We start from the raw sequence: 22834 nt of genomic DNA, 5'->3' as shown, positions 1-22834 counted from the left end.
ATTCAGGGTAGTAGTCGGGCGAGTTATGGTGATTTCTGGTGTATGGAAGCAGGTTGAAGAGGTGGCGTATCCTGTTGGTTGATCTCCGCCAAGATCACAACCAACAGAGGATGGATACGCCATGTCCAAGTCTAACCTGCATGCTCTTTCACAGCCAGAAGTAGCCACCAATGACCCGTTGCACGACCTGATCCGACAGGGTGCCCGTGACCTGATTGCGCGGGCTGTCGAGTCCGAGCTTCAGGGACTATTGGATCAGTATGCCGATGTGTCGACCCCCGATGGTCGCAAGGCGGTGGTCCGCAACGGACACCTGCCCAAGCGCACGATCCAGACAGGCGTTGGGGATGTTGACGTTCAGGTTCCCAAGGTCAGGGACCGCAGTGGCTCCGGCATTCGCTTCAATAGTCAGCTCCTGCCACCGTATTTGAAGCGGGCCCAGAGTCTGGATGAACTCATCCCCTGGCTCTACCTGCGCGGTGTCTCCTCTGGCGATTTCCAGGAGGCCCTGAGTGCCCTGGTCGGCGAGCAGGCCAAGGGCCTGTCCGCCAACACGGTGTCACGGCTCAAGGCGCGCTGGCTGAAGAAGCACGAGGATTGGCGTCGCCGTGATCTGGGCCAGAAGCGCTACGTCTACTGGTGGGCAGACGGTGTCTACAGCAATGTTCGTCTGGATGATCGGCTGTGCCTGCTGGTGATCATCGGGGTCACAGAGCATGGGCACAAGGAGCTGGTCGCGGTGGAGGACGGCCACCGCGAGTCCGAAGCCAGCTGGAGAGAGCTGCTCACCGGCTTGCGGGAACGTGGCCTGGACAATGCGCCCAAGCGGGCCGTAGGCGACGGGGCTTTGGGCTTCTGGAAAGCGCTGAGCAAGGTGTTTCCGGATACCCGGCACCAGCGGTGCTGGGTTCACAAGACCGCCAACGTGCTGGACAAGCTGCCCAAGTCCGTGCAGCCGAAGGTGAAGTGAGACCTGCATGAGATCTATCTGGCGGAGACCCGTGATAGCGCTCACAAAGCCTTTGACAGCACGTTAAGGCGATTTCGGGACAAGTACCCGAAGGCCATGGAAAACCTTGAAAAGGACCGGGATGAACTGCTGGCCTTTTACGACTTCCCGGCAGCGCACTGGATTCACTTGAGGACCACGAATCCCATTGAGTCCACCTTCGCCACAGTCAGGCTAAGGACCAAGCGAAGCCGGTCCTGTGGCAACCGCGACACCACGTTAGCGATGGTGTTCAAATTGCTCCAATCCGCCCAGAAACGCTGGAAACGGATCAAGGGGTTTAACCAACTGAAGCTGGTCGTGAGCAACGTTCAGTTTCAGGATGGAGAGCGAGTGGATGATCAATCCGGCAGAGATGCCGCCTGATGGTCATACACCAGATTTGACAATAACTCGAAGCCGCGCCGAGGACGCTCTTCAACCAGCTCGTTCAGAACCGTAACAATCTCGGCATCCCCGATCTCGGGTGCCATGGGTTCTCCGCCCAGGCCTGCCCACACAACAGCAACTGCGTACGACTGAGAGGCAATGCTGCCTACCAGGAAGCGGACTGACTCGCGCTTCTCGGACGGCCTAGAGTTAATGGAACGGTCCGATCCTTTCTCCAAAACGTGAGACAGAGACTCATCCTACCCAACAGCATGTAAATCGTTACGTACTGGGTTGATCTGGCTAAGTCGGCCGTTCACACCTGCGGTTTAAACGCGGAGAGTAGGCGGGTCGTCAACAAGAAACTGCGCTGCACCAAGGTCCCAAAATTCTTTTCGAACCATCCTCCGTGCCGCGTCGTGATGAAGGTCCGCGAAGGATCGAATTGACTTGAACCGCTAACTGATCGAAGCATCTGAACGGTCATCAGCAGCCCTACACTGCCTCCCAGTCATCGCGCAAGCTAAAGGCTCCGTCGATACCCCGTCCGCTCGTTTTGGTTTAACGGGACACCAACACGGGAATTGCAGCTTGACAGAGTACTGCTCGAGTAGCGCTACCGAGCACTAACCGGGTGAGCCGCGTATGGCCATAGGCGCCCATCACCAGCATGTCGGCATTGAACGCCCGCGCCTGTTCGAGTAGCATCGGGCCGACCTTACCACCGTCGACTTGTTCCAGTGTTACCTGTACGCCATAACGCGCGAGGTGGCGACACAGGTCCGCGCCGAAATCCTCTCTACACTCCAGCTCGCCTTCCGGTTCATCGCAGACACAAACCACCTTCACTGCTTCGGCCTGGGCCAGAAAGGGTAACGCATCGCCGACCGCTCGTGTTGCCTCCCGGCTAGCGTTCCAGCCGACAACGACACGTCGTCCAATCCGTCCGGCCGCCCATTCGTCAGGAATGAGTATAGTCGGGCGTCCCGAGCCGAAGATAACGTGCTCGGCCATCCTGACCGTCATGGAAGGTTCGGGGGAGCTTTCGAAGGGAGGGACCAACGCCAGCCCTGCATAGCGCGCGTGTAGCATTAATTCCTCCGCTAACTCGCTCTCGGACAAGCGCCACTCTGCGCTAATGCCCCTTGCGCGAACCATTGCCTCAAAGCGCTCCCTGACCTGAGCCTCTGCGTCCCGAACACGCACGCGATGCTGTTCGAGCAAGGCGCGCATGGCAGAGCCGGCCACAGCGTGCGTATGAGGCATCGCTCTCAGTGGCGTTGCTACAAACACCGCTATCAGACAGGCATTCCAGCACGCGGCGATGTCAGTGGCGATCGCCAGTCGTCGGTCATAGGGTCGAGCCTCTTCAAGAAAGACAACGATATCCTTAGGTAGCATGCTTCACCTCCTGGTCGCGTTTTCCATAACCTGCTCAAAAACACGCAGGGCGACTTCCAGGTCCTCGTCTTCGAGGCCTTTCAGCATCTCGTCCCGCAACACATTCGCCCGCTCATAAAGCGCTCACCGGCATTGGCAAAAGCAGCTTGGCGCACCGATCACGCTCACTATGCCGGCGCTGAACCAGCAACTTGCGCCAGCGTCCTTTTGGCGGTCTGGGCGGCGTGGGCGTTGGTTAGCATTCGCCTGGAATCCGGATTGCCCTCACACTCAGAGCGACGACCAGTCAGGATGAAAGTAATAAAGATGCACTTTCTTTTGGGACTGTGTCGGCTGCGTATCGCTTCTGAGTATCGAGACATTTTCGGGCAGTGTTTATCCTATGCCTTGACTTCTTTATTGATGACACCGTCGATGGCGATCTGCCAGATAAAATCACCAATGGCGTCGAGTGAATGGACTCCGTTCCGGTCGAACCAGGTTGCAACCCAGTTGAGCGCCCCAAGGCCGATCAGGCGAAGCAAACGGCCGTCAACATTCTTGCGGACCACGCCCTGCGCAATCATTGTTTCGAGGATACCGGCCCACAGGGACTCGTACTGGTCACGCAGTTCGATGATTTCCTCGCGAGCCTCCGGGCCCAGCGCTCGCCATTCAAACAGCAGCACGTAAACCGCGTCCGAATCCACCAAGAGGGTGCGCAGATGTGCGTTGATACAAAGACGCAATTGCTCGAACGGGTCATCCGAGCTGGCGTAAGCCGACTCGACCTCTGCGGTCACCAGGTCGACTCCCCGACGCATCAGCTCGACAAGCAGCGCTTCCTTGCTGTTGTAACGATAATACAGACTTCCGGGCAGCATATTGCAGGCCTCGGCAATCTCCTTGAGCGACGTCCTTTCAAAACCTTTCTCACGAAAAAGCCTGGCTGCGTTAGACAAAACGTCGACCTGATCGCCCAGTTTGCTTGCAGGAGTCATCTGTCTGTTAACCATCGCTTAAGTATCTCCTCAGCAAGCCCGTTTATTATTCATCAGAGCGGCCACTACCAGACTCGTTGCACTGATCGTACACCATTACCCAAGCGGTATACCATTTGTCCGCAAACATAGCCTTGACTTTTGGCTGTCTAACCAAACAAAATCTAGCAACGATACTATTCGGAAGAAAATAATATGGCGATGATCGATGAAAATCAGCGGTTTCCCATCACTTCCGCCCCTGTACGAAATGTATGCCAGGCTGGGCAGATCTGATGACCAAGCCGAACAGAGCTCAGCACAGTAACGCTGTGACGACGGCGTGGCAGTTCACCGAGCAGGTTCCCCACGGCAGGGAGCTGGGTATGCAGGTTGTCTCGGTAGACCAGGGCCAGGTCTGTATGCGTCTGACGCCACAGTCATGGATGTTCGCCCAAGAGGATACGAAAGAAATCTGCACCAGCGTACTTTACTCGCTGGCAGACTCCGCCGGAGGCCTGGCAGTATTCGCGGGGGCCCTGGAGTTGATGCCCATTGCCACGCTAGATTTGCGCATGGATTATCTGCGCCCTGCCAGCGGCGACCAGGCCCTGTTAGCGGTGGCTACCTGTCGACATTTAACGGACGAGGTCGCGTTTATTCATTGTGACATCCTTAGCGAGGGCAATCGTGAGTTGCTGGCGACGGCAAACGCCACCTTCATGCGTAACACCCAGGGCCAGCAATTCCAGGCCGGTGGACGAAAAAAGGAGGGCGCATGAGCACAACTGGCGATTCGGCACAACCCATCTCAGGCCCTACCGAAAGCGGGAAAGAATCTGCTGACTGGCAGGCTCTGCTGGAGCGCATTCCCTACGCACGGCACCTCGGGCTTGAGGTTCAGCGCGGTGATGCAGGTGTATTGGTTCATTTGCCGTGTTGTGAAGCACTGATTGGCAACTTCATGCTACCTGCCCTCCATGGCGGTGTGCTTGGGGCCCTGATCGAACTCACCGCGCGGGTGGCTGCGCAAAGCCAGGATGCAGAGACACGTTGCCCGCGCATTCTCGACAGCCACATCAATTACCTCCGCTCCGCGAAGGCCCGATCGACGTTCGCCAGGGCTGACGTTGTCCGGCAAGGCAGGCGGACCAGCCTGGTCCAGGTGACCTGTTGGCAAGGCGAAAAGAGCAAACCGATCGCCAGCGGTCAGGTTCAGTTGTTGCTCCCGGCAATGGTCGCCCAACAAGAAGACCGTCATGGGCATTAAGCACAACAAACCTGAACGCGACGAATTCCGGGCGACGGATGGCGCAGACATCGCACTGTGGCGCTGGCCGCAATCCAAAGCGCGCCCTACGCTGCACTGGGCACATGCCACGGGTTTCCATGGCCGCCTGTACCACCCCCTCCTTGACGATCTTGCCACGGACGTCAATGTCCTGGCCTGGGACATGCGGGGGCATGGGGCCAGCGCCGGTGCGGCGAATGTTTCGACATTCCGGGGCTGGGAAACCTATTATCGCGACATGACGGCTCTGCTGGATAACCAGGACGAGCCGGTCTGGCTTGCCGGCCATTCCATCGGTGCCACCACCAGCATCATGGCCGCTGCCCGCCGGCCTGACAAAGTGCTGGGTCTGATTCTGGCGGAACCGGTGATCATGGATCCGGTGCAGGGCCTGAAGTTGGGGCTGGCCAAGCTGCTGCGTCAGTCACATCGGTTGTCACTGGCCGCCGGAGCGGCACGTCGGCGCAGGGTATTTGATTCGCACACTGCCGCGCTGGACAGCTATCGAGGTCGCGGTGGTTTCAAGACCTGGCCTGAAGCATGGCTGGAAGCCTACGTCCAGCACGCCTTCGTGCCGCAGGAAGATCAACTTCAACTGGCGTGCAGCCCGGAGTGGGAAAGCGTTACCTTTGCCCATACCGAACACAACCCGTGGCCAGGTATTCGTCAGTTGCGGTGCCCGGTTATTGCGCTGGCTGCAGAACGCGGGTCAACCTTCTCGCCGACGTCCCAAAAACGCCTGCAGACCCTGTTACCTTCGGCTGACGTGAGGGTTGTTGCAGGAACGACCCATTTTCTGCCTATGGAGCAGAACGACACCGTTCGCGGTGCAATCCAGCAACTTGCTTTGTCCGGCTGAGAGGTTTGGCTGCAAGTGCCAAGCCGGCGTGTAATATTGTCATCGAGGGCCTGCCAATTCGTCGGTAGTCCCTGCTTCTGGTTGCGTTTGATCACGATGCGACCGTCTTCGATCGCGGCGTGTGTGTTATCCGGGAAGACTGAGTCCACTGAGCGGCTCACCTGAGTCAATTAATCCTTGAGATGGCGATTGAGAGCCTTCGGTTCGATGGGAAGCTCCACTTCCAGCCCGTACTGATCAATTTCCTGCTCGTAATCCGACCAACTCACCAGTTGATCGCGATGGTCATCGAAGCGCCCCCCGTGAACAACCGCCAGATCGGCAGACTTCAGTTCCTGTTTCACCAGATTCAAAACGGCCAACTCAAAATATTTACGGTAAACCGTTACACTGTCCGGCCAGATGAAAATCAGAGGGCGCCATTTTCGAGCGTCCACTTGGTCTGTTGGATGATTTCGACCAGATCCGGCGAATGGGCCTATACCCCGCTGTCGATGGCCGCATCACGACACATGAACATCAGCGACATGGACTTTATGTTCGCCTCTCACCAGGACCCGGACATTATCGGTGCCATAGTCCGCTGAATCATCCATAGCCGCGCCTTGGTCGTGACCTCGAAACTCTGGGCCCGGTTGGACTGATTGCCTGGATTCGGGATAACGGTCTGCGCCAGGCCGATGCGGCCATCGCTTTCTCACCATCCACCGACCTGACCCTCACCGCACTAAGCAACTGCGGCGACACTGATACCGACCACATGCTTGGACCTGTTTTCCGAGGCTTGTCAAAAGTTCCCCTGCCGGTCATCTGGTGGTGGACCACCCTGGCGGTATTCCGGTCTCCCCAACCAGCCCTGTCGCCTCACCACTGCGCGGCAACCTGGAGAACCTGCCACCAACCCTCATCCAGGCCAGTGATTCCGAGATGCTGCTGGACGATGCCCGACGTTATGCGGCACGGGCCAAAGTGGCAGGTTCTCCGGTTACCCTGCATATCTGGCCGGGCATGGTGCATGTCTGGCAGATATTCGTGCCGCAACTTCCGGAAGCCGAAGAGGCTTTTGACGACATAAAGGCCTTCCTGGAGCAAGTTGAATGTCAGGGCAGTAATCAGGCTTCGGCCTGAACCAGGACCTCCGGTTAACAGCCGGGGCTTACCCGGAGGATCGGGACAGCCCTTGAGTGTCCTGTGATAAATGCGCGTCCGTAGCCTCAGCGGGCTGCCATGCGGATGGCGCCATCCAGGCGAACGCTTTCTCCGTTGAAGTAACCGTTGGTCACCATAAGCTCAACAACCGAGGCAATCTCATCCGGCTCACCCAGTCTTTTCGGGAAAGGCACTGACGCTGCAAGCGCCTCCTTTACGTTATCCGGCAGTCCGTGCATCAAGGGAGTATTGATCAAACCGGGCATGATGGTATTGACCCGGACCCCTTCATTCATCAGGTCCCGGGCCATGGGCAGAGTCATGCCTACCACACCCGCCTTGGAGGCAGAATACGCTGCCTGGCCAATCTGTCCATCCTGGGCTGCGACGGAGGAGATGTTGATGATGACGCCACGCTCACCGTCTTCCATGCCACCCAGGGTCAGCATTCCGGCAGCGCTTTTGGCGGCACAGCGGAAACTGCCGATCAGGTTGATCTGAATGATCTTTTCGAACTCAGACAGGGGAAAATGCTTGATTTCGCCTGTCTGCTTGTCTCGACTGGCGGTCCTGTGGGTGTTGCCGGTACCAGCGCAATTAACCAGAATGTGCTCCTGACCGATGGTCGCACGGGATTTTTCAAGACCGGCATCAACGGCCTCGTCGGAAGTCACGTCCACCTTGCAGAAGCCCCCCCAACTCGGAAGCGATGGCTTTACCACGTTCCTCGTTGAAGTCAAAAATCGCCACCTTGACACCGGAGGCCGCAAAGCGACGGGCCACAGCCTCACCAATGCCGGACGCACCGCCGGTTACCACCGCATTGACAGACGAATCGAGCTTCATAACCTTTCCTTATTTGCTCCATATCTGAATCTGGTTTGTTTCGCCAGCAAGAGACTACACCCTAGCCAGCCGGCCCCGCAGACAGGTTAAATGCACCCATCCGCAGGTTCCTTCAATAGTCGACCGGCCTTTCGCCCGTCACTCCGATGGGGTGGCAGCGAAGCGCCTCAGGTGGTACTCGCGGCTGCCGTAGAGCGAACCGAAGGCGGAGAGTTGGCGAAAGTAATGGCCCACGTCGAGCTCTTCCGTTACACCAATGCCGCCGTGAAGCTGCACAGCCTGCTGGGCGACAAACTTGCTGGCTTGCCCCAGATAGGCCTTGGCTGCGGACACGGCACGCCGCCTTACCGCGGGCTCAGCGCTTTCCACGCGCACACTGGACATCATCACCATCGAACGTGACTGCTCGACTTCGATGAACATATCCACCAGGCGATGCTGCAGTACCTGGAAACTGCCGATCGGCTTGTCGAACTGCTTACGCATCCGCAGATACTCCCGGGTGCGCTCAAGTAGCGCATTCATCGCCCCCAGAGCCTGAGCGCAGGCAGCAGCGGTGGCATGATCGAGCGCTGCATCCAGTGGCGCAAAGCCGTTGCCAGCCGAGCCTATCATCGCATCAGCGCCGACTCGAAGCTGATCGATCCGGATATCGGCTGCATAGCCGCCACCCATCACAGGGTAGGGCCTGAGCGCGAGACCGGCGGATTGTGGATCAATGGCGAAAAGACTGATCCCGTCCGCGTCATGGTCGCCGCCGGAGGTGCGGGCGCTGACAATCAGGGTGGTAGCGTTGGGCGCATTCAGCACGCATTGCTTATGGCCGCTCAGTACATAGCCATCGCCATCGGCTTGCGCGCGCGTGGTGCAGCAGGCCGGATCCTCGCGTGAATCAGGCTCCGCCCAGGCCACGGCAAACTGCGCCTCGCCTCCGGCCAGCTCGCCAAGCAGATCAGTATCCGCTTCACACAGGCTCAGCAGGCGGCCTGGCAGCACGGCACTGGCAATATAGGGTTCCAGCACCATGCCGCTGCCCAATGGCTCACAGATCTGTGACACGTCGAGTGCGCTGCCGCCGAGGCCGCCGGCCTCTTCAGGCAGTGGCAAGCCGAGCCATCCCAACTCTGCCATCTGCGACCAAAGCGTGGAATCGCAATGGCCGGGAAGCTCGAGCGTGGATTTGTAGCGCTCGAAGCCATAGCCCTTGTTGGCAAACTTGTCCGCACTTTCTCGTAGCATTTTCTGTTCTTGGGAATAAGAAAAGTCCATAACGGTGTCCTTGCGATTGTGCGCTTCAGAGCTGCAGCAGCTTTGCCAGTACGTTCTTCTGAATTTCGTTGGTGCCGCCGTAGATCGAGCTTGCACGCAGGAAGTTGTAGCGCTGCGTGGCACCGGCAAACACCGTATGCACGTCCTCAGCAGCGGTGAGCCAGGGCAGAGCGCCGAGGCCGCCCAACTCCATTTGCGCTTCGGAGATGGCCTGCTGCAGCTCGGTACCCTTGATCTTGAGCCCGGAGGACTCGCTACCGGGAGGCTGCCCCTTGGCAACGCGGTCAAGTGTACGCAGGTTGGTGTATTCAAGAGCCATCAGATCGACTTCCAGCGTAGCCAGGCGGCGCGTCACAACAGGATCCTGGCTCAACACCGGATCATCGGCCACGGCTTCATGCAGGCGCCCCAGCTGATAATAGCTGTCGGCCACGCCGGCGATGCTGGTACGCTCGTGGGTGAGCAGGTACTTGGCGATGGTCCAGCCCTCCCCTTCCTCGCCCACCAGGTTTTCCACCGGGACGCGAACGTCGGTGAGGAAAACCTCGTTAAGGTGATGGTGCCCATCGATAGTGGTAATCGGCCGGATCTCGATTCCCGGTGTGGCCATATCGATCAGCAGGAACGAAATGCCCTGCTGCTTGGGCCCGTCGGGATTGGTGCGGACCAGGCAGAATATAAAGTCGGCCCAGTGTGCCTGGGTCGTCCAGATCTTCTGGCCGTTGACAATGTAATGATCCTCTTCCCGTACGGCCCGGGTTTTGAGAGAGGCTAGGTCCGACCCCGCCCCTGGCTCCGAATAGCCCTGGCACCAGAATTCCTCGCCCCGCGCGATCGGCGGCAGATAGCGTTGCTTCTGCGCTTCATTGCCATAGCGCATCAACACCGGTCCGAGCATGGACAGGCCAAACGGACCGCATGGCGGCGCGCCGGCCAGCGCTCTCTCCGTGTCAAAGATATACTGCTGGGTAGCGGTCCAGCCGGGGCCGCCGTATTCCTTGGGCCAGGTGTAGGCGAGCCACCCCTTGGCTCCGAGTTTGCGCTCCCAGGCAAACTGTGTCTCCTTATGGCTGGGAATGCCGATGGACGGGCCCACCTGCTGCGGCACGTTGTCGCGCATCCAGGCACGGACCTCGGCACGAAATGCCTGGTCTTCGGGTGAAAAGTCAAGGTTCATGGAAACTCCTTTTTTACAGAGTGAGTAGCGTGGCCCTTTCGCTTACTGCGGGCAGCTTACGGCGCAAAAAATCAATAACGGCATTACTGAACACATCGTTGCGGTCGCCGGCAACCATGTGGCCTGCATCCTGCACATCGAACAGCTCGGCGTGCGGGATCAGTTTCTGCAGCTCCCGCGCGCCTTCTGCACTGACCACGTCGCTTGATCCGCCGCGAACCAGCAGGGTCGGAATGTGAACGCCCTGCGCGGCCTGCTCGCGACGTTCCTGCTGTACCAGCGACTCGCCGGCGGAAGAACGCGTAGCATGATCAAGAAAGCGCGGATCCCAATGCCAGTACCAGCGCCCGTCGTCCCGCTGCCGCAGGTTCTTGCGCAAACCGGCTGTCCCACGCACCTTGCGGTGCGGGTTGTAGGCAGCCACGGCATCCGCAGTCTCCTCGAGGCTTGCGAAGCCGTGGGTATGGGCGCTCATAAAATCGAGCACCCGTGCCACCCCTTCCGGCTCAAGCCGTGTGGCGATGTCGACCAGCACCAGGGCACGCGCGAAATCAGGCGGGCCCTCGCCGATGGCCAGCAAGGAGGTCAGGCCGCCCATTGAGGCTCCGACCAGCGCCGGCGGCGAATGGAGCGAGGCGCACACGCAAGTCAGATCGGCAACCAGCGCATCGCCGCTGTAATCGCCGTCCGCTGCCCATTGACTGTCCCCGTGACCCCGGGCATCCAGGGCAATGGCCAGATAGCCGGCCTCAGCGAGCCGCAATGCAGTGCTGGGCCCAGGCATGGTGTGTCTGACCGCCACCATGCAGTAACAGGACAGGTGGAGCATCACTCTCGCCGGCGGCCTCCGCCGCTAAACGCAAGCCTCCGACACCGGTGAACTCCAGCGGGCGCAGCGGGGAGGTATTCGGTAGCCTATAGTCCATAAGATCTCTTCAGAAAATCAGCAAAAACCAGGCCGGCGATGCCGGCCTGGGTCCACAGTGAGTGGTCCACCAACTCCCGCAGGCACCACTCTTTTTTGCAGGGCGTGAATCCGGTGGCAATGAATGTTCAGTCGCAGGCGCGAAACACCACGAACTCTTGGCTCATCCGGAATGACAGATCCGGATTCCGCTTCATGTTTTCCATGCCGCTTACATCGATAAGCCGCCTCCGCAGATCAGTGTCTGACCACTAACGTAGTTGGACTCAGGTGTACAGAACAGGTACACGGCTCCGGCTGCTTCAGCCGGTGTACCGCCGCGACCCAGAGGCACCATGGCTTCCATATTCCTGAGCAGGTCCGGGTTGACCCCGACCTTGATCTTGCGACCTTCGATGTCAATGCTTTCGTCCGAACCGGCCGTCGCCTCGGTGAGCCGTGTCTTGATCAGGCCAAAGGCCACGCAGTTGACGTTGATCTTATAGCGCCCCCATTCCTTGGCCATCGCCTTGGTCAGGCCGATGACTGCCGCCTTGCCGGCCGAGTAGTTGGCCTGGCCGGCGTTGCCGCCGGTGCCGGCGAGCGAGGAGATGTTGACGACCTTGCGGAACACTTCGCGTCCTTCGCCTGCTTCCTTCTTGGTCTGCACACGGAAATACTCGGCAGCGGCACGAAGGATCTGGAACGGCGCGGTCACATGCACGTCCATAATGGCGTGCCACTGCTCGTCAGTCATCTTGTGGATGACATTGTCCCAGGTGTAGCCTGCGTTGTTGACAATGATGTCGAGGCCGCCCAGCTGCTCAATTGCCGTATTGACGAACCGCTCGGCAAAGCCGGCCTCCGTCACGCTGCCGGCGCAGGCTACGGCCTTGCCGCCCGCTGCCGTGATCGCCGCGACGGTTTCTTCCGCCGGACCGGCATCGAGGTCGTTGACGACGACGCTCGCACCCTCAGAGGCGAGCTTGAGGGCGATTTCGCGACCAATACCGCGTCCCGAGCCACTGACAATGGCTACTTTTCCTTGCAACTTCATGATGCTGAATCCTTGATTTTATTGTATTGGAATCTGAAGGGGGTGGTTCAGGCCAGTGCCACGAGAGCCTCGCCGGCCAGCTTGACCTCCCCCTTGTCATCAATCACGCCAATCTCCAGCCGGGCCAGCGTTTCATTGCCGTGCTCGGTGAGTTCGGCGATCTTGCCGGTGCAGGTCAGCCTGGCACCGACCGGGGTGATGGCGGCAAACCGCACCGAAAAGTGGCGCAGATGTGTCTGCGGGGCCCACTGGGTCAGAAAACGGCCCAGATATGCCATCGACAGCATGCCGTGGGCGAACACGTCCGGCATGCCGGCCGCCCTGGCGAAGTCGATGTCGATATGGACCGGGTTGTGATCGCCCGAGGCTCCGGCAAACAACGCCAGCGTGGTGCGCGTGATGGGCGGGAGCTTCAGCGGTGGCAGTTCCTGGCCAACACTGACTTCGTCACGATGAGGGATCTTCATGCCGACTTCTCCTGTTCCTGTGGGTTGCGCACCACGAGGATGCCGCGAGCCTCGACGACGGTCTTGCCCTGGGCATCCCTGATCAGTGAATCCTTGACGATGAACTCCAGCGCACCGCCTTTCTTGCTGTAAATGTCGCTGATCCTGGCCTCGACGCTGACAACGTCGCCGGCGCATACCGGCGCGTGGTAGGTAAAGCTCTGCTCGCCGTGCAGGATGCGTTCGATCGGCACACCAAGGGTTTCAAGCAGCGTTGTGGTCGTGCCCGCGTCGAAATCAGCGCCCATCAGAAAAGTGGAAGGTGCAGGCAGGCTGCGATAGCCTGCGGCCCTGGCGGCCTCCTCGTCGAGATACTCGGGGCGAGTCTCGCCGATGGCCTCGGCAAAAAAACGCAGGCGCCCCTTTTCGACCTCGAAGGTGACGACTGGCAGTTGCAGGCCGATGTGTCGGGTATCAATCATGTCGCTCTCCAGTCCAGGATGCCTGGTACATGGTGACCACGCAGGCACCGCCCAGGCCCAGATTGTGCTGCAGGGCTACACGGGCACCGTCGACCTGGCGCGCCTCAGCCTGGCCACGCAACTGCTGAACCAGCTCGGTGCACTGCGCCAGACCGGTGGCACCCAGCGGGTGACCCTTGGACAGCAGGCCACCGGAGGGGTTGGTAACCACACGCCCGCCATAGGTGTTGTCACCGTCCTCGACCATTTTCTCGCCGCCCCCTTCCGGAGCAAGCCCAAGCGCTTCGTAGGTCAACAGTTCGTTGGTGGCAAAGCAGTCATGCAACTCCACCACATCCACATCCCCGGGGCCAATGCCGGCGGCTTCGTAAACCTGGTCGGCTGCGGCGCGTGCCATGTCGCTGCCAACCAGCTGCATCATATTACGCGCCTCGAAAGTGCTCGGCGTGTCGGTAGTCATTGCCTGCGCAATGATGGTCACGCGCGCGTCCAGACCATGCTGCCTGGCAAAAGCCTCCGAGCAGACAATCGCAGCAGCAGCGCCGCAGGTGGGCGGACAGGCCATAAGGCGCGTCATGGGCCCGATAAGTACGGGAGATGCCATGACATCCTCCACCGTCACTTCCTTACGGAACAGGGCGACGGGATTGTTCACGGCATGCCGGCTGGCCTTGGCGCGGATCTTTGCGAACGTCTCGGCACGGGTGCCGTATTTCTCCATGTGGGCCATGCCAGCGCCACCGAAGTAGCGGATCGCCATCGGAGTGTCCGGATGACCCACCAGTTCGTTACATACCTGATCAAATGCTTCGAAGGGCGTGGGCCGGTCGTCGAAATAGCTGCCCAGCGCGCCGGGCTTCATCTGCTCGAAGCCCAGCGCGATTACGCAGTCCGCAGCGCCGGAGGCCACCGCCTGGCGTGCCAGAAAGAGGGCGGTCGAGCCGGTGGAGCAGTTGTTGTTGACATTGACCACGGGGATGCCGGTCATTCCGACCGGGTAAAGTGCACGCTGGCCACAGGTGGAGTCACCGTACACATACCCCACGTAGGCCTGCTGTACCTTGTCGTAGTCCAGGCCGGCGTCGGCCAGTGCGCGGCGCGCGGCTTCCGCGCCCATGTCATAATAGGGCGCGGAAGCGCCAGGCTTGGCAAAGGGCACCATACCCACGCCTGCAACAACGGCGGGATTTTTCATTGATTGTTCTCCATACGGTAGTTGAAAACTGATGATCAGATAGTCGCGTTAGCCCACCTGACGCTGACTGCCTTCCCAATAGGGCTTGCGCAGCTCGGTCTTGAGAATCTTTCCGGCACCGCTTATGGGCAGTGGTTCGCTCTGGAAAGACACACTGCGGGGCAGCTTGTAGCCGGCAATGCGTGACCGGCAATGCTCGATGATATCTTCAGCGGTCAGCGACACACCCGGCCTGGGCACGACCACGGTGTGCACCGCCTCGCCCCATTGCTCGCTGGGCACACCGAAAACCGCACACTCCTGAACTCCGGGGTGTTGGTAGATCGCGTCTTCGACCTCGATGCTGAACACGTTCTCCCCGCCGGTGATGATCATGTCCTTGGCGCGATCGACGATATAGACAAAACCGTCCTCGTCCATGTAGCCAAGATCACCGGTATGCAGCCAGCCATTACGCAGGGCCTGCTCGGTCTCTTCCCTGAGCCCCCAATAGCCCTGCATGACGTTCATGCCACGGGCGCAGATCTCGCCGACCTCGCCACGGGGCAGCTCCCGGTCTTCAGGGTCCATGATCATCACTTCGACGCCGTAGGCCGGGCGCCCGGCGCTGGTGAGCTTGGTTCCGCCCTCAACATGGAAGCGTGGGTCCAGAAACGTGATGAGAGGCGCCGCTTCGGTCTGTCCGTAGCCCTGGCTGAACTCCACGTGGGGAAGCATGGCCATGGCCTTCTTCAGCACCGCTTCGGACATGGGTGAGGCCCCATACATAAATCGCTCCAGACTGGAGAGATCGTAATCATGAATACGGTCGGAGCTGATCAGCATATTGACCATCGTCGGCACCAGCATCGAGTGAGTTACCCGGTGCGTGGCGATCGCCTGCAGTACTGCGTCCACATCGAAGCTGGGTACGGTGACGTGGGTGCCGCCCACTTTCGTGAGCGCAAAGGTGCTGGCCATGTCCGCAAGGTGGAACATTGGCGCCGCGTGCAGGTACACCGCTCTCTCGTCATAACCGAGAGTCGGGAGGACATTCAGGGCGTTGTAGACGATATTGTCGTGCGAGAGCATGACACCCTTGGACTTGCCAGTCGTGCCACCGGTGTAAAACAGGCCGGCAAGATCACTGCCGCCGGCGTCGGCATCCGGCACGGGGGCGCTCTCCGCGAGCAGCTTTTCGTAGTCGAGACAACCCTCCGGACAGGGGCCGTCGCCAATAAAAATCACGTGTCTGACAGTCGTGAGCAGTGGCCGCAGGGCGGGCAGCACCTGAGCAAACGTATCGTCCACAAAAAGTACGGAGCTTCCGGAATCTTCCAGCGTGTAGGCAATTTCCGCAGGCGCGAGACGGATATTCACCGGGTTGGACGCAGCGCCGGCCCAGGCGACACCGTAGATGTATTCAACAAAGCGATCACTGTTCAGCGCCAGGATCGCAACGCGGTCTCCGCGGCCGACACCCAGTTCCTGCAGTGCCCCTGCCAGCCGCGCGACGCGTTCCTGTAGCTGCGCCCAGGTCTGATTCCGTTCGCCGCAAATGGTGGCGGTCCCCTTTGCGTTGGTCTGGACCGCCCGGCGGAGTGTTTGCGTGATAAACATTCTTTTCCCCTGTGAATTTTTATTATTGTTCGTATTTGGTTGTGCGACCAATTTAAACCACGGCTGCCATAAAATGCAAGATGGTTAGCGACTCGTCCAGCTCGGTACGGATGACCAGCATCACGCCCGGCCCTTGCAGATGAGGCGGGCGCTTTGGCATTGCTGAGCACGACGGTGTCACGCTGGCCTGGCAGCCCTGGCGCGCTGTTGCGGCGGGCATTCTGGCGGAGGGGGCAGGTCATTGAGTCCGGGCAGCCGGCGCAGGCCGCACCTGAACCGCGAAGCTCTTCGCTGGAAGCCGCCGGCCTCACCGGCCTCGAGCCGGTAGGCGTATCCGAAATAGATCCGCATGAAGCGGCGGGCCAGCTCGTTATTCTTGGGCAACTGCCACAGCCTGGGCACCAGGTGCTCCCATTGCTTCTGCGAGTAACTCATTACCGCACCCCGATCCGGTGAGGCCGTCACCATCACCGGTTCACCCAGCAACTTCCTGTGGTGTGACGGTATTTACCTGACAGTCGGCCACTGAAACGAAGGTGGTCATAGTGCCCCCGGTGGGTTATAGAACGAGTGTCTGACGCTCGACTGTAACTTCACGAGGAAACGACTATGACCACCAATGAGAAAGTAGCACGACGGAAGCTCAGCCTCCTAGAACTGGCCAAGGATATGCAGAATGTCAGCAAAGCCTGCCAAGTGATGGGGTACTCCCGTCAACAGTTCTACGAGATCCGCCGGAACTACCAAACCTTCGGAGCCGAGGGCTTGATGGACAAGCTACCCGGACCTCGTGGGCCTCACCCCAACCGGGTCAGCGAAGAAATTGAAGAAGCCATTCTGGCTCACAGCCTGGAATACCCGACCCACGGTCCGGTTCGGGTTGCACAGGAGCTGGCTCTGAAAGGCATTCAGGTGAGTTCTGGCGGCGTCCGTGGTGTATGGAGCCGTCACGATCTGCTCACACGACACGACCGCCTACTGCGTCTGGAGCGGACTACCCGGGAGCAGAAGATCGACCTGAATGAGGACCAAATACGCCTGCTGGAGCGCTTCAGTCCCGAGTTCCGGGAACGGCACATTGAGGTCCATCACACCGGAGAACTGGTGGCTGTGGACACCTTCTTCGTCGGCACGCTCAAGGGTGTTGGCAAGGTCTACCTGCAATCAGTGATCGACTGCTACAGCCGCTATGCCTGGGGGCGCCTGTACACCAATAAGCTACCAGTAACCGCCGTCCACGTGCTCAACAACAACGTCCTGCCGTTCTTCGAGGACCACGACGCGAGGATCACCACTATTCTCAGCGACAACGGTCGGGAGTTCTGTGGCCGCAAGGACCGGCATCCCTACGAACTGTTCCTACAACTGGAGGAGATCGAACACCGGACCACCAAAGTGCGCCGCCCACAAAGCAACGGCTTTATCGAACGGCTGCACCGCACGCTACTGGACGAGCACTTCCGCATCCAGGGACGAACCAAGTGGTATGAGAGCATTAAAGAGATGCAGCAGGACCTTGATGAGTACCTGATGCAGTACAACACCAGGCGCCCTCACCAAGGCCGCAATATGAAAGGTCAGGTGCCCTATACGGTGTTCAAGAAAGGGCTCCCCAAACGACCGAAAAAGGAGCACAAGCAGGCGGCTGAAAAAGCTGCTTAAATAGGGTGCCCGCTGGGGGCATGTGTCAGGGGATTACTGTCACTGTACAAACTTCCCGAGCTCCGGCGATTGGCACTGTCTCTCGCTGCGATCAAGTAAGCACGGCTTTTAAGACTGACCCCTGAATCAGTGACTTCAATCGGCTAAAACTGCGCTTAAAGCCTGCAATAACAAGCCATTGAGCGATATAACACGGTATGACATCCATTCACCCAGTCTGTGCATTTGACTCATGCGTACATTGGGCAGCCCGCAGAATTCGGAAAAAATCGTACGCTGAGGTTGTCCGAGTCGCCGTAGCGGCCTAAACTTCCCGCCTTCCAGCTTGCGGCTCTGTCGCCAAACGTAATCGCCGGTCAGGTTTCAGGTTAATGTGCGTATTCCAGACTAAGGTTGCCACCCATTCCACGCGAAAGCTGCCACCCCGGCAGGCTGCCTGAAGCTCCATCAAAATCGTCCGGCGGGGGATAACTTAACGGTACTCTGATCCTTTCCATCCGGAGAAGGTCAGATGCCAGCTCAAAAATATTTCCTGTGAATCAGTTAATTATTAGTTTCTGGATGGGCGCTAATTTGGCGCAGGAACTTGAGCCACTCGATGTGGCGGTGCCTTTGCTGACATTGCCCGATCACTGTCCCATCCAGCACATTGAGTGCGGCAAACAAAGTGGTTGTGCCATGACGCTTGTAATCATGAATCATGGTTTGTGCCCGCCCCTTCTTCAGTGGGAGACCCGGCTGAGTCCGGTCCAAAGCTTGCACCTGACTCTTTTCGTCACACGACAATACCAGCGCATTTTCAGGTGGATTCATGTACAAGCCGACGATGTACTCCAGCTTTTCGACAAACTTCGGATCACGTGAGATCTTAAACGTTGCAAATCGATGCTAAGGAGCGACTAGATCTATATCAGGACGTCCCTTCGGATCAGGACTCCTGCACCTTTACTACCAGGAGCGGCTTGTCATCTTCAGCCGCGTTCGGTCCGGCCAATTGATTCCACATGGAATCGACCATGGGTTGAAGAAAGAGCTGCCCGAGCTGGCGAATCATGACGCCGATTACTTGACTGGAGTCACGATGTGCCTTGGACGCAACGCCGACATTGCGCAAAGTCGCCACTTGTTTGGCAGCGAGATCGGTGAGCATCTCCAGAATACGGCCGCGGTGCCCCATGGGATCGAGCAAAGCCCGCCTGAGGTAACCGACTACCGCTGGGTTATCAGAGAGCATGTCCGCGACTGCTTCGTCACGAGCAGCTGCAATCTCCGCCGTGGTTCCTTCGAGGGGGACTTGCTCGATCGCACCGAAGAATAAATCAACAATATGTTGCTCGATGGCCTCGCGCAGTCCGTCCTTGGTTCTAAAGTGGTGCACCACCAAACCAACCGTAACACCCGCCGCCTCGGCAATGGCGCGCATCGAGGTCGCGTCCTCTCCGTAGTTCGCATACAGGGCGAATGCCGCATTGCGGATGCGTGCCTTCGCAGTCAAGTCGCTATTCACTTTAGGGGATACCCCCACCGTTTTCTTCACTATCTAACTCCTGTGCATAGCTGAGTCTGTGTAGTTCCTCGAACATGACCGGACTATCAAGCTGGCGTTGTACGCTGAGAAGCCACGATCGATCGGGACGTGCAAGGTTACCAGAAACGTTGATGTTGTCCCTTTGGCATATTCTGCTATACGATCGTATAGTATTGATGCGTTCGACAGGTGATAATGATGAAATCGGTTACTCTAACCTTTGTCACAGATAGAGAGGACCTACGCTCCGGCTACCGGGTCGAGCTAGGTAGCTACACGCTCAGCAAAGAAGAAATCGTAACGTTTGCAAGCCAGTGGGATCCGCAGTTCTTCCACCTCGACGAGCGTCGCGCTGCGAACAAAGGATACTTCGGAGGCTTGATCGCCAGTGGTGTACAAACCCTGGCGGTATACCAACGACTCACCGTCGGTAGTCTCTTTCGGCACTGGGATGTGATAGGCGGCGCTGGTATCCGTGACTTGAAGTTCCTCCACCCGGTACGTCCGGGCGACACTCTTACGGGATTCACTGTCATCGAAGATGTTCAGGGCCAATCTGAACGAGGCCGCATACAGGTCGTGTTAACGGGGGGGTTAGTTAACCAGAGCCGCAGACAGGTACTTGCTCTGACGATGTCGATATATCTGCGGATGCCCAGCTTATGAGCGCTCACGCACCTGAACAATCGACCGGGATTTGGAGGGGCTCGCTCGCCCCGTTGACAGCTCAGGCCTGGGCAAGTTGAGCGTCACACACGATTACAAGCGCCATGGCACGACCAGCCTGTACGCTGCCTTCAATATTTTGACAGGCAAGGTGATTGGCCGCATTACCCAGCCTCACCGCGCCAAGAAGTTTTTGGACTTCTTGCGACAGATCGACCGGGAAACCCCTAAGGCTCTGGATCTTCACTTGATTCTGGATAACAGCTCTACGCATAAAACTCCGGAGGTTAAAGCCTGGCTGGCCAAGCACGATCGGTTCAAGCTGCATTTCACGCGCCTTAGCTGAATGCGGTAGAGGGTTGGTTCGGCCAACTGGAACGCCGAGCGCTTTATCGGGGTATTTTCACCAGCGTCAGCGAATTGAAGTCTGCAATTAAGAAGTACATCAAGGTTCACAATGAGAAACTGGCCAAGTCATTTCGGTGGCACAAAAGCGCCGAATCCATTATGACATCGGTGGGTCAAAACAGATGGCCATTGACAGCACGGAACACTAGGCAGCTGCCCGCAGCGTTAATGGTGGCCCAGAGGATGCTCCATCTCCATTCATTGGCTACCTTTATTACGGGACATTGCTATCAATGTCCCGGTCTGCATCGCACCGATAGGATGATAACAGGTTCCGTCAAAGTGATCGTCCGATCAGCTCCTTCATGATCTCGTTGGTGCCACCGTAGATTTTTTGCACCCGCGCAGCGGCGTACATCTGCGCGATGGGGTACTCCATCAGATAGCCATAGCCGCCGAACACTTGCAGACAGCGGTCGATAATGGCGACCTGCTTGTCGGTACCGAGCAACTTAGCCATTGAAGCGGTGGCAGGGTCGAGCTCACCGTCCATGTAGCGCTGGACGCAGTGATCCATAAAGGTTTTCGCGGCCAACACCTCGGTCTTGCACTCGGCAAGCACGAAGCGCGTATTCTGGAAATCCAGGATTGGCTTGCCAAACGCCGTCCGTACCTTGGCATACTTGATCGCCTCCAAGACTGCGGCTTCGGCCATCGCGACACCGGCAATCCCGATAATCAAGCGCTCACGGGGTAGCTGCTCCATCAGCTGGAAGAAGCCCTGGCCTTCTTCGCCACCGAGCAAATTCTCCGCGGGTACGCGCATGTCGATGAAGGTAAGCTCGCGCGTGTCCTGGCCGTGCTGCCCAACCTTCTGCAGCACCCGTCCGCGCTCATAGCCCTCGACCTTGTCCACCTCGACCACGAATAATGAAATACCACGGGCGCCTTCTAACTTGTCAGTCTTGGCTACCACAATCATCAGGTCAGCGTGGGTGGCGTTCGAGATGAACGTCTTTGACCCATTGATCACGTAGTGATCACCGTCGCGGATCGCGGTCGTACGCACTGCCTGAAGATCCGATCCCGTGCCGGGCTCGGTCATAGCGATGCCAATCACCTTCTCACCATTCGCCATTGCCGGAATCCAGCGTTGCTTCTGCGCCTCTGTTGCATAAGCCGCTACGTAATGGGCGACGATGGTCGAGTGTACGCTGAATCCGAACGCAGTGTCTCGGGCCAACGCCAGCTCCTCTTGGACCACGGCCTCGTGGCCGAAGTTGCCACCACCACCACCGTACTCATCGGGCAAGCTAGTACACAACAAACCAGCAGCGCCGCTTTTGTTCCATAACTCACGGTCAACCTGGTGCTGCTCAGCCCATCGCTCCTGGTTAGGCGTGACTTCGCGGGCGAAGAACTTGGCCGCTTGGTCGCGCAGCAACGTGTGGTCCTCGGCCTCCCAAGGTGCCTTATAATCGGGAAACAATTCGCTCATGGTGTTTATTTTCCTGTGTAGTGAGGTGCACGCTTCGCCAGAAAGGCGGCCTGACCCTCGTGGCTGTCGGCTGAGTGGATTGCCAAATGAAAGTTCTGCTTTTCATACTTGAGTCCTTGGCTGAGTGATGTCTCAAAGGCCTGCAACGCCGCGTCTTTTGCTAGCGCTACGGCCAGCGGCGAATTGGCGGCAATATGTCCAGCCATTGTTAGAGCTTGGTCAAGAGCCTCACCCTCTGGGACCACGCGGGCGACGATGCCGTCGGCGCATGCGTCAGCCGCACTGATGAAATTGCCAGTCAGCAGCATGGTCATTGCCTTGGCTTTTCCTACCGCACTTACCAAACGCTGCGTGGCGCCGCCGCCGGGGATGACGCCGAGTTTCACCTCGGGCACCCCAAATTTCGCGGTTTCAGCTGCGATGACGATGTCACAGGCAAGGGCAAGCTCACAGCCCCCGCCCAAGGCCAGTCCCTCTATAGCCGCGATAACGGGCTTGGGAAAGCCTGCCAAGTCATCCCAGAACGTACCACCAAGGGCTTTGTGTGGGCCGATCAGCGCATCTTCACGAATACGGTCAAAGGCAGTGATGTCGGCCCCCGAGCAGAAGTTCCCGGCGGCACCGTGGATCACCACGGCACGCACACTGTCGTCGTACTGAAAAGTCACCAGCGCCTGTCCCAGTGCGCTTAAAACTTCTTCGTTAAGTGCATTGCGGGCTTCTGGCCGATTGAGTTCGAGGATAACGATGGATTCGTTGCGGCGGATATTTAAAATAGCCATCAGATGTCCTTATAAATATCTTTATATGTGGCGCGGATCGACTTCTTGTCGAGCTTGCCGACGCTGGTGCGGGGCAACGTTTCGAGAAACAAGGCAGTATCTGGCAGCTGCCACTTGGCGAAACTGGGTTTTAGAACTTCGTGGATCTCGTCCAGCGGCAACTCGGTGCCGTCGTCGGTAACCAACAGGGCGACAGGGCGCTCCTGCCACTTGGGATGTTCAATGCCAACAACTGCAGCATCGCGGATGCGTGGGTGTGCGATCAGCGCATTTTCCATGTCGATTGTCAATGGCCATTTATTTTGACCCACCTTTGGCCAATAAAATTGACCCACCTT

The 22834-nt window shown here is 58.5% G+C and carries 23 protein-coding genes and 5 pseudogenes; 9 read left to right on the top strand and 19 right to left on the bottom strand.

Annotation, left to right across the window (positions count from 1 at the left end):
- Nucleotides 1-121 precede the first annotated feature (121 nt).
- Nucleotides 122-1375, top strand: a pseudogene (locus RO069_RS14445) (IS256 family transposase).
- Here the strand turns inward: RO069_RS14445 and RO069_RS14440 are convergent.
- The 3 genes from RO069_RS14440 to RO069_RS14430 all read right to left on the bottom strand — a co-directional run bounded on the left by RO069_RS14440 (nucleotide 1351) and on the right by RO069_RS14430 (nucleotide 3774).
- Complete coding sequence (locus tag RO069_RS14440) at nucleotides 1351-1482, bottom strand: hypothetical protein (protein ID WP_281247036.1); 132 nt, start codon at nucleotides 1480-1482, stop codon at nucleotides 1351-1353. The pseudogene RO069_RS14445 and the gene RO069_RS14440 overlap by 25 nt on opposite strands.
- A 457-nt stretch (nucleotides 1483-1939) precedes the next feature.
- Entirely contained in the window at nucleotides 1940-2779 is an 840-nt protein-coding gene (locus tag RO069_RS14435) for a universal stress protein (protein ID WP_091854658.1), read from the bottom strand.
- Between the two features lie 380 nt (nucleotides 2780-3159).
- Nucleotides 3160-3774 carry a TetR/AcrR family transcriptional regulator gene (locus RO069_RS14430; RefSeq protein WP_091854660.1) on the bottom strand — a complete coding sequence of 205 codons (615 nt, stop codon included), beginning with the start codon at nucleotides 3772-3774 and terminating at the stop codon, nucleotides 3160-3162.
- Nucleotides 3775-4034: 260 nt separating this feature from the next.
- On the opposite strand from RO069_RS14430, the gene RO069_RS14425 reads away from it, so the two are divergent.
- Genes RO069_RS14425 through RO069_RS14415 form a run of 3 tightly spaced genes read left to right on the top strand, consistent with a single transcriptional unit; the run spans nucleotide 4035 to nucleotide 5888 of the window.
- Nucleotides 4035-4520: a PaaI family thioesterase gene (locus RO069_RS14425; RefSeq protein WP_091854662.1), complete on the top strand. Its 486-nt coding sequence runs from the start codon at nucleotides 4035-4037 to the stop codon at nucleotides 4518-4520.
- Nucleotides 4517-5008 (top strand): PaaI family thioesterase, encoded by a 492-nt coding sequence (locus RO069_RS14420; RefSeq protein WP_091854664.1) that lies wholly within the window; start codon nucleotides 4517-4519, stop codon nucleotides 5006-5008. Before RO069_RS14425 ends, RO069_RS14420 begins: the two co-directional genes overlap by 4 nt.
- Complete coding sequence (locus tag RO069_RS14415) at nucleotides 4998-5888, top strand: alpha/beta fold hydrolase (protein WP_091854666.1); 891 nt, start codon at nucleotides 4998-5000, stop codon at nucleotides 5886-5888. The genes RO069_RS14420 and RO069_RS14415 overlap by 11 nt, the downstream gene beginning before the upstream one ends.
- A gap of 170 nt (nucleotides 5889-6058) precedes the next feature.
- Here RO069_RS14415 and RO069_RS14410 read toward each other — a convergent pair whose 3' ends face one another.
- Nucleotides 6059-6325: a hypothetical protein gene (locus RO069_RS14410; RefSeq protein ID WP_143066641.1), complete on the bottom strand. Its 267-nt coding sequence runs from the start codon at nucleotides 6323-6325 to the stop codon at nucleotides 6059-6061.
- Between the two features lie 12 nt (nucleotides 6326-6337).
- Between RO069_RS14410 and RO069_RS14405 the strand changes: the two genes are divergently transcribed.
- Together RO069_RS14405 and RO069_RS14400 are read left to right on the top strand one after the other, a co-directional pair.
- The gene (locus RO069_RS14405) at nucleotides 6338-6475 is read left to right on the top strand and encodes a hypothetical protein (RefSeq protein ID WP_425434107.1); all 138 of its coding nucleotides are present in this window, start codon (nucleotides 6338-6340) and stop codon (nucleotides 6473-6475) included.
- A 47-nt stretch (nucleotides 6476-6522) separates the two neighbouring features.
- A pseudogene (locus tag RO069_RS14400) lies at nucleotides 6523-7016 on the top strand (alpha/beta hydrolase); the annotation flags it as partial.
- Between the two features lie 86 nt (nucleotides 7017-7102).
- Here the strand turns inward: RO069_RS14400 and RO069_RS14395 are convergent.
- The 10 genes and pseudogenes from RO069_RS14395 to RO069_RS14350 all read right to left on the bottom strand — a co-directional run bounded on the left by RO069_RS14395 (nucleotide 7103) and on the right by RO069_RS14350 (nucleotide 16447).
- Nucleotides 7103-7883, bottom strand: a pseudogene (locus RO069_RS14395) (SDR family NAD(P)-dependent oxidoreductase).
- Between the two features lie 138 nt (nucleotides 7884-8021).
- Nucleotides 8022-9152 (bottom strand): acyl-CoA dehydrogenase family protein, encoded by a 1131-nt coding sequence (locus tag RO069_RS14390; RefSeq protein WP_091854670.1) that lies wholly within the window; start codon nucleotides 9150-9152, stop codon nucleotides 8022-8024.
- Nucleotides 9153-9177: 25 nt separating this feature from the next.
- The gene (locus RO069_RS14385; protein ID WP_091854672.1) at nucleotides 9178-10329 is read right to left on the bottom strand and encodes an acyl-CoA dehydrogenase family protein; all 1152 of its coding nucleotides are present in this window, start codon (nucleotides 10327-10329) and stop codon (nucleotides 9178-9180) included.
- A 13-nt stretch (nucleotides 10330-10342) separates the two neighbouring features.
- Nucleotides 10343-11158: an alpha/beta fold hydrolase gene (locus tag RO069_RS14380; protein ID WP_218144834.1), complete on the bottom strand. Its 816-nt coding sequence runs from the start codon at nucleotides 11156-11158 to the stop codon at nucleotides 10343-10345.
- A 307-nt stretch (nucleotides 11159-11465) separates the two neighbouring features.
- Nucleotides 11466-12293 carry an SDR family NAD(P)-dependent oxidoreductase gene (locus tag RO069_RS14375; RefSeq protein ID WP_245742708.1) on the bottom strand — a complete coding sequence of 276 codons (828 nt, stop codon included), beginning with the start codon at nucleotides 12291-12293 and terminating at the stop codon, nucleotides 11466-11468.
- A 44-nt stretch (nucleotides 12294-12337) separates the two neighbouring features.
- Nucleotides 12338-12757, bottom strand: coding sequence for a MaoC family dehydratase (locus tag RO069_RS14370; protein ID WP_091854677.1), 420 nt, complete (start codon nucleotides 12755-12757; stop codon nucleotides 12338-12340).
- Complete coding sequence (locus RO069_RS14365; RefSeq protein WP_091854679.1) at nucleotides 12754-13218, bottom strand: MaoC family dehydratase N-terminal domain-containing protein; 465 nt, start codon at nucleotides 13216-13218, stop codon at nucleotides 12754-12756. Before RO069_RS14365 ends, RO069_RS14370 begins: the two co-directional genes overlap by 4 nt.
- Nucleotides 13211-14413, bottom strand: a complete 1203-nt coding sequence (locus tag RO069_RS14360; RefSeq protein ID WP_091854681.1) for a lipid-transfer protein — start codon at nucleotides 14411-14413, stop codon at nucleotides 13211-13213. The genes RO069_RS14365 and RO069_RS14360 overlap by 8 nt, the downstream gene beginning before the upstream one ends.
- Nucleotides 14414-14461: 48 nt before the next feature.
- Nucleotides 14462-16012, bottom strand: coding sequence for a long-chain-fatty-acid--CoA ligase (locus RO069_RS14355; RefSeq protein WP_091854683.1), 1551 nt, complete (start codon nucleotides 16010-16012; stop codon nucleotides 14462-14464).
- A gap of 177 nt (nucleotides 16013-16189) precedes the next feature.
- The gene (locus RO069_RS14350) at nucleotides 16190-16447 is read right to left on the bottom strand and encodes a hypothetical protein (protein WP_143066642.1); all 258 of its coding nucleotides are present in this window, start codon (nucleotides 16445-16447) and stop codon (nucleotides 16190-16192) included.
- Between the two features lie 174 nt (nucleotides 16448-16621).
- On the opposite strand from RO069_RS14350, the gene RO069_RS14345 reads away from it, so the two are divergent.
- Complete coding sequence (locus RO069_RS14345; RefSeq protein WP_091854687.1) at nucleotides 16622-17674, top strand: IS481 family transposase; 1053 nt, start codon at nucleotides 16622-16624, stop codon at nucleotides 17672-17674.
- A gap of 567 nt (nucleotides 17675-18241) precedes the next feature.
- Here RO069_RS14345 and RO069_RS14340 read toward each other — a convergent pair.
- Nucleotides 18242-18562: pseudogene (locus tag RO069_RS14340) on the bottom strand (IS630 family transposase); the annotation flags it as partial.
- Nucleotides 18563-18602: 40 nt separating this feature from the next.
- Entirely contained in the window at nucleotides 18603-19211 is a 609-nt protein-coding gene (locus RO069_RS14335; protein ID WP_218144835.1) for a TetR/AcrR family transcriptional regulator, read from the bottom strand.
- Nucleotides 19212-19400: 189 nt separating this feature from the next.
- On the opposite strand from RO069_RS14335, the gene RO069_RS14330 reads away from it, so the two are divergent.
- On the top strand, nucleotides 19401-19868 hold the full coding sequence (locus RO069_RS14330) for a MaoC/PaaZ C-terminal domain-containing protein (protein WP_091854691.1): 468 nt from the start codon (nucleotides 19401-19403) through the stop codon (nucleotides 19866-19868).
- A 60-nt stretch (nucleotides 19869-19928) separates the two neighbouring features.
- Nucleotides 19929-20387: pseudogene (locus RO069_RS14325) on the top strand (IS630 family transposase); the annotation flags it as partial.
- 166 nt (nucleotides 20388-20553) lie between these two features.
- Here RO069_RS14325 and RO069_RS14320 read toward each other — a convergent pair.
- The 3 genes from RO069_RS14320 to RO069_RS14310 form a co-directional block, all read right to left on the bottom strand.
- Nucleotides 20554-21714: an acyl-CoA dehydrogenase family protein gene (locus RO069_RS14320; RefSeq protein WP_328188431.1), complete on the bottom strand. Its 1161-nt coding sequence runs from the start codon at nucleotides 21712-21714 to the stop codon at nucleotides 20554-20556.
- A gap of 5 nt (nucleotides 21715-21719) precedes the next feature.
- A complete protein-coding gene (locus tag RO069_RS14315; RefSeq protein ID WP_091849389.1) occupies nucleotides 21720-22496 on the bottom strand; it encodes an enoyl-CoA hydratase/isomerase family protein in 777 nt (258 codons plus the stop codon).
- Nucleotides 22496-22834, bottom strand: a 339-nt coding sequence (locus RO069_RS14310) for an AMP-binding enzyme (protein ID WP_442915375.1), incomplete at its 5' end; no start/stop codon positions are given. The genes RO069_RS14310 and RO069_RS14315, both read right to left, overlap by 1 nt.

Origin of the sequence: Marinobacter sp. OP 3.4, from assembly GCF_036224885.1 — a bacterium.
Taxonomy (GTDB): domain Bacteria; phylum Pseudomonadota; class Gammaproteobacteria; order Pseudomonadales; family Oleiphilaceae; genus Marinobacter.
The sequence above is the reverse complement of the archived record's forward strand: the minus strand, read 5'-3'. Positions and strand labels throughout refer to the sequence as shown.

Excerpts from the sequence above, each read along its gene's own strand:
- RO069_RS14440 (WP_281247036.1), bottom strand. The coding sequence starts at position 1,482 with ATGGCACCCGAGATCGGGGATGCCGAGATTGTTACGGTTCTGAACGAG.
- RO069_RS14435 (WP_091854658.1), bottom strand. The coding sequence starts at position 2,779 with ATGCTACCTAAGGATATCGTTGTCTTTCTTGAAGAGGCTCGACCCTAT.
- RO069_RS14430 (WP_091854660.1), bottom strand. The coding sequence starts at position 3,774 with ATGGTTAACAGACAGATGACTCCTGCAAGCAAACTGGGCGATCAGGTC.
- RO069_RS14425 (WP_091854662.1), top strand. The coding sequence starts at position 4,035 with ATGACCAAGCCGAACAGAGCTCAGCACAGTAACGCTGTGACGACGGCG.
- RO069_RS14420 (WP_091854664.1), top strand. The coding sequence starts at position 4,517 with ATGAGCACAACTGGCGATTCGGCACAACCCATCTCAGGCCCTACCGAA.
- RO069_RS14415 (WP_091854666.1), top strand. The coding sequence starts at position 4,998 with ATGGGCATTAAGCACAACAAACCTGAACGCGACGAATTCCGGGCGACG.
- RO069_RS14405 (WP_425434107.1), top strand. The coding sequence starts at position 6,338 with ATGATTTCGACCAGATCCGGCGAATGGGCCTATACCCCGCTGTCGATG.
- RO069_RS14390 (WP_091854670.1), bottom strand. The coding sequence starts at position 9,152 with ATGGACTTTTCTTATTCCCAAGAACAGAAAATGCTACGAGAAAGTGCG.
- RO069_RS14385 (WP_091854672.1), bottom strand. The coding sequence starts at position 10,329 with ATGAACCTTGACTTTTCACCCGAAGACCAGGCATTTCGTGCCGAGGTC.
- RO069_RS14380 (WP_218144834.1), bottom strand. The coding sequence starts at position 11,158 with ATGCTCCACCTGTCCTGTTACTGCATGGTGGCGGTCAGACACACCATG.
- RO069_RS14370 (WP_091854677.1), bottom strand. The coding sequence starts at position 12,757 with ATGAAGATCCCTCATCGTGACGAAGTCAGTGTTGGCCAGGAACTGCCA.
- RO069_RS14365 (WP_091854679.1), bottom strand. The coding sequence starts at position 13,218 with ATGATTGATACCCGACACATCGGCCTGCAACTGCCAGTCGTCACCTTC.
- RO069_RS14360 (WP_091854681.1), bottom strand. The coding sequence starts at position 14,413 with ATGAAAAATCCCGCCGTTGTTGCAGGCGTGGGTATGGTGCCCTTTGCC.
- RO069_RS14355 (WP_091854683.1), bottom strand. The coding sequence starts at position 16,012 with ATGTTTATCACGCAAACACTCCGCCGGGCGGTCCAGACCAACGCAAAG.
- RO069_RS14350 (WP_143066642.1), bottom strand. The coding sequence starts at position 16,447 with ATGAGTTACTCGCAGAAGCAATGGGAGCACCTGGTGCCCAGGCTGTGG.
- RO069_RS14345 (WP_091854687.1), top strand. The coding sequence starts at position 16,622 with ATGACCACCAATGAGAAAGTAGCACGACGGAAGCTCAGCCTCCTAGAA.
- RO069_RS14330 (WP_091854691.1), top strand. The coding sequence starts at position 19,401 with ATGAAATCGGTTACTCTAACCTTTGTCACAGATAGAGAGGACCTACGC.
- RO069_RS14320 (WP_328188431.1), bottom strand. The coding sequence starts at position 21,714 with ATGAGCGAATTGTTTCCCGATTATAAGGCACCTTGGGAGGCCGAGGAC.
- RO069_RS14315 (WP_091849389.1), bottom strand. The coding sequence starts at position 22,496 with ATGGCTATTTTAAATATCCGCCGCAACGAATCCATCGTTATCCTCGAA.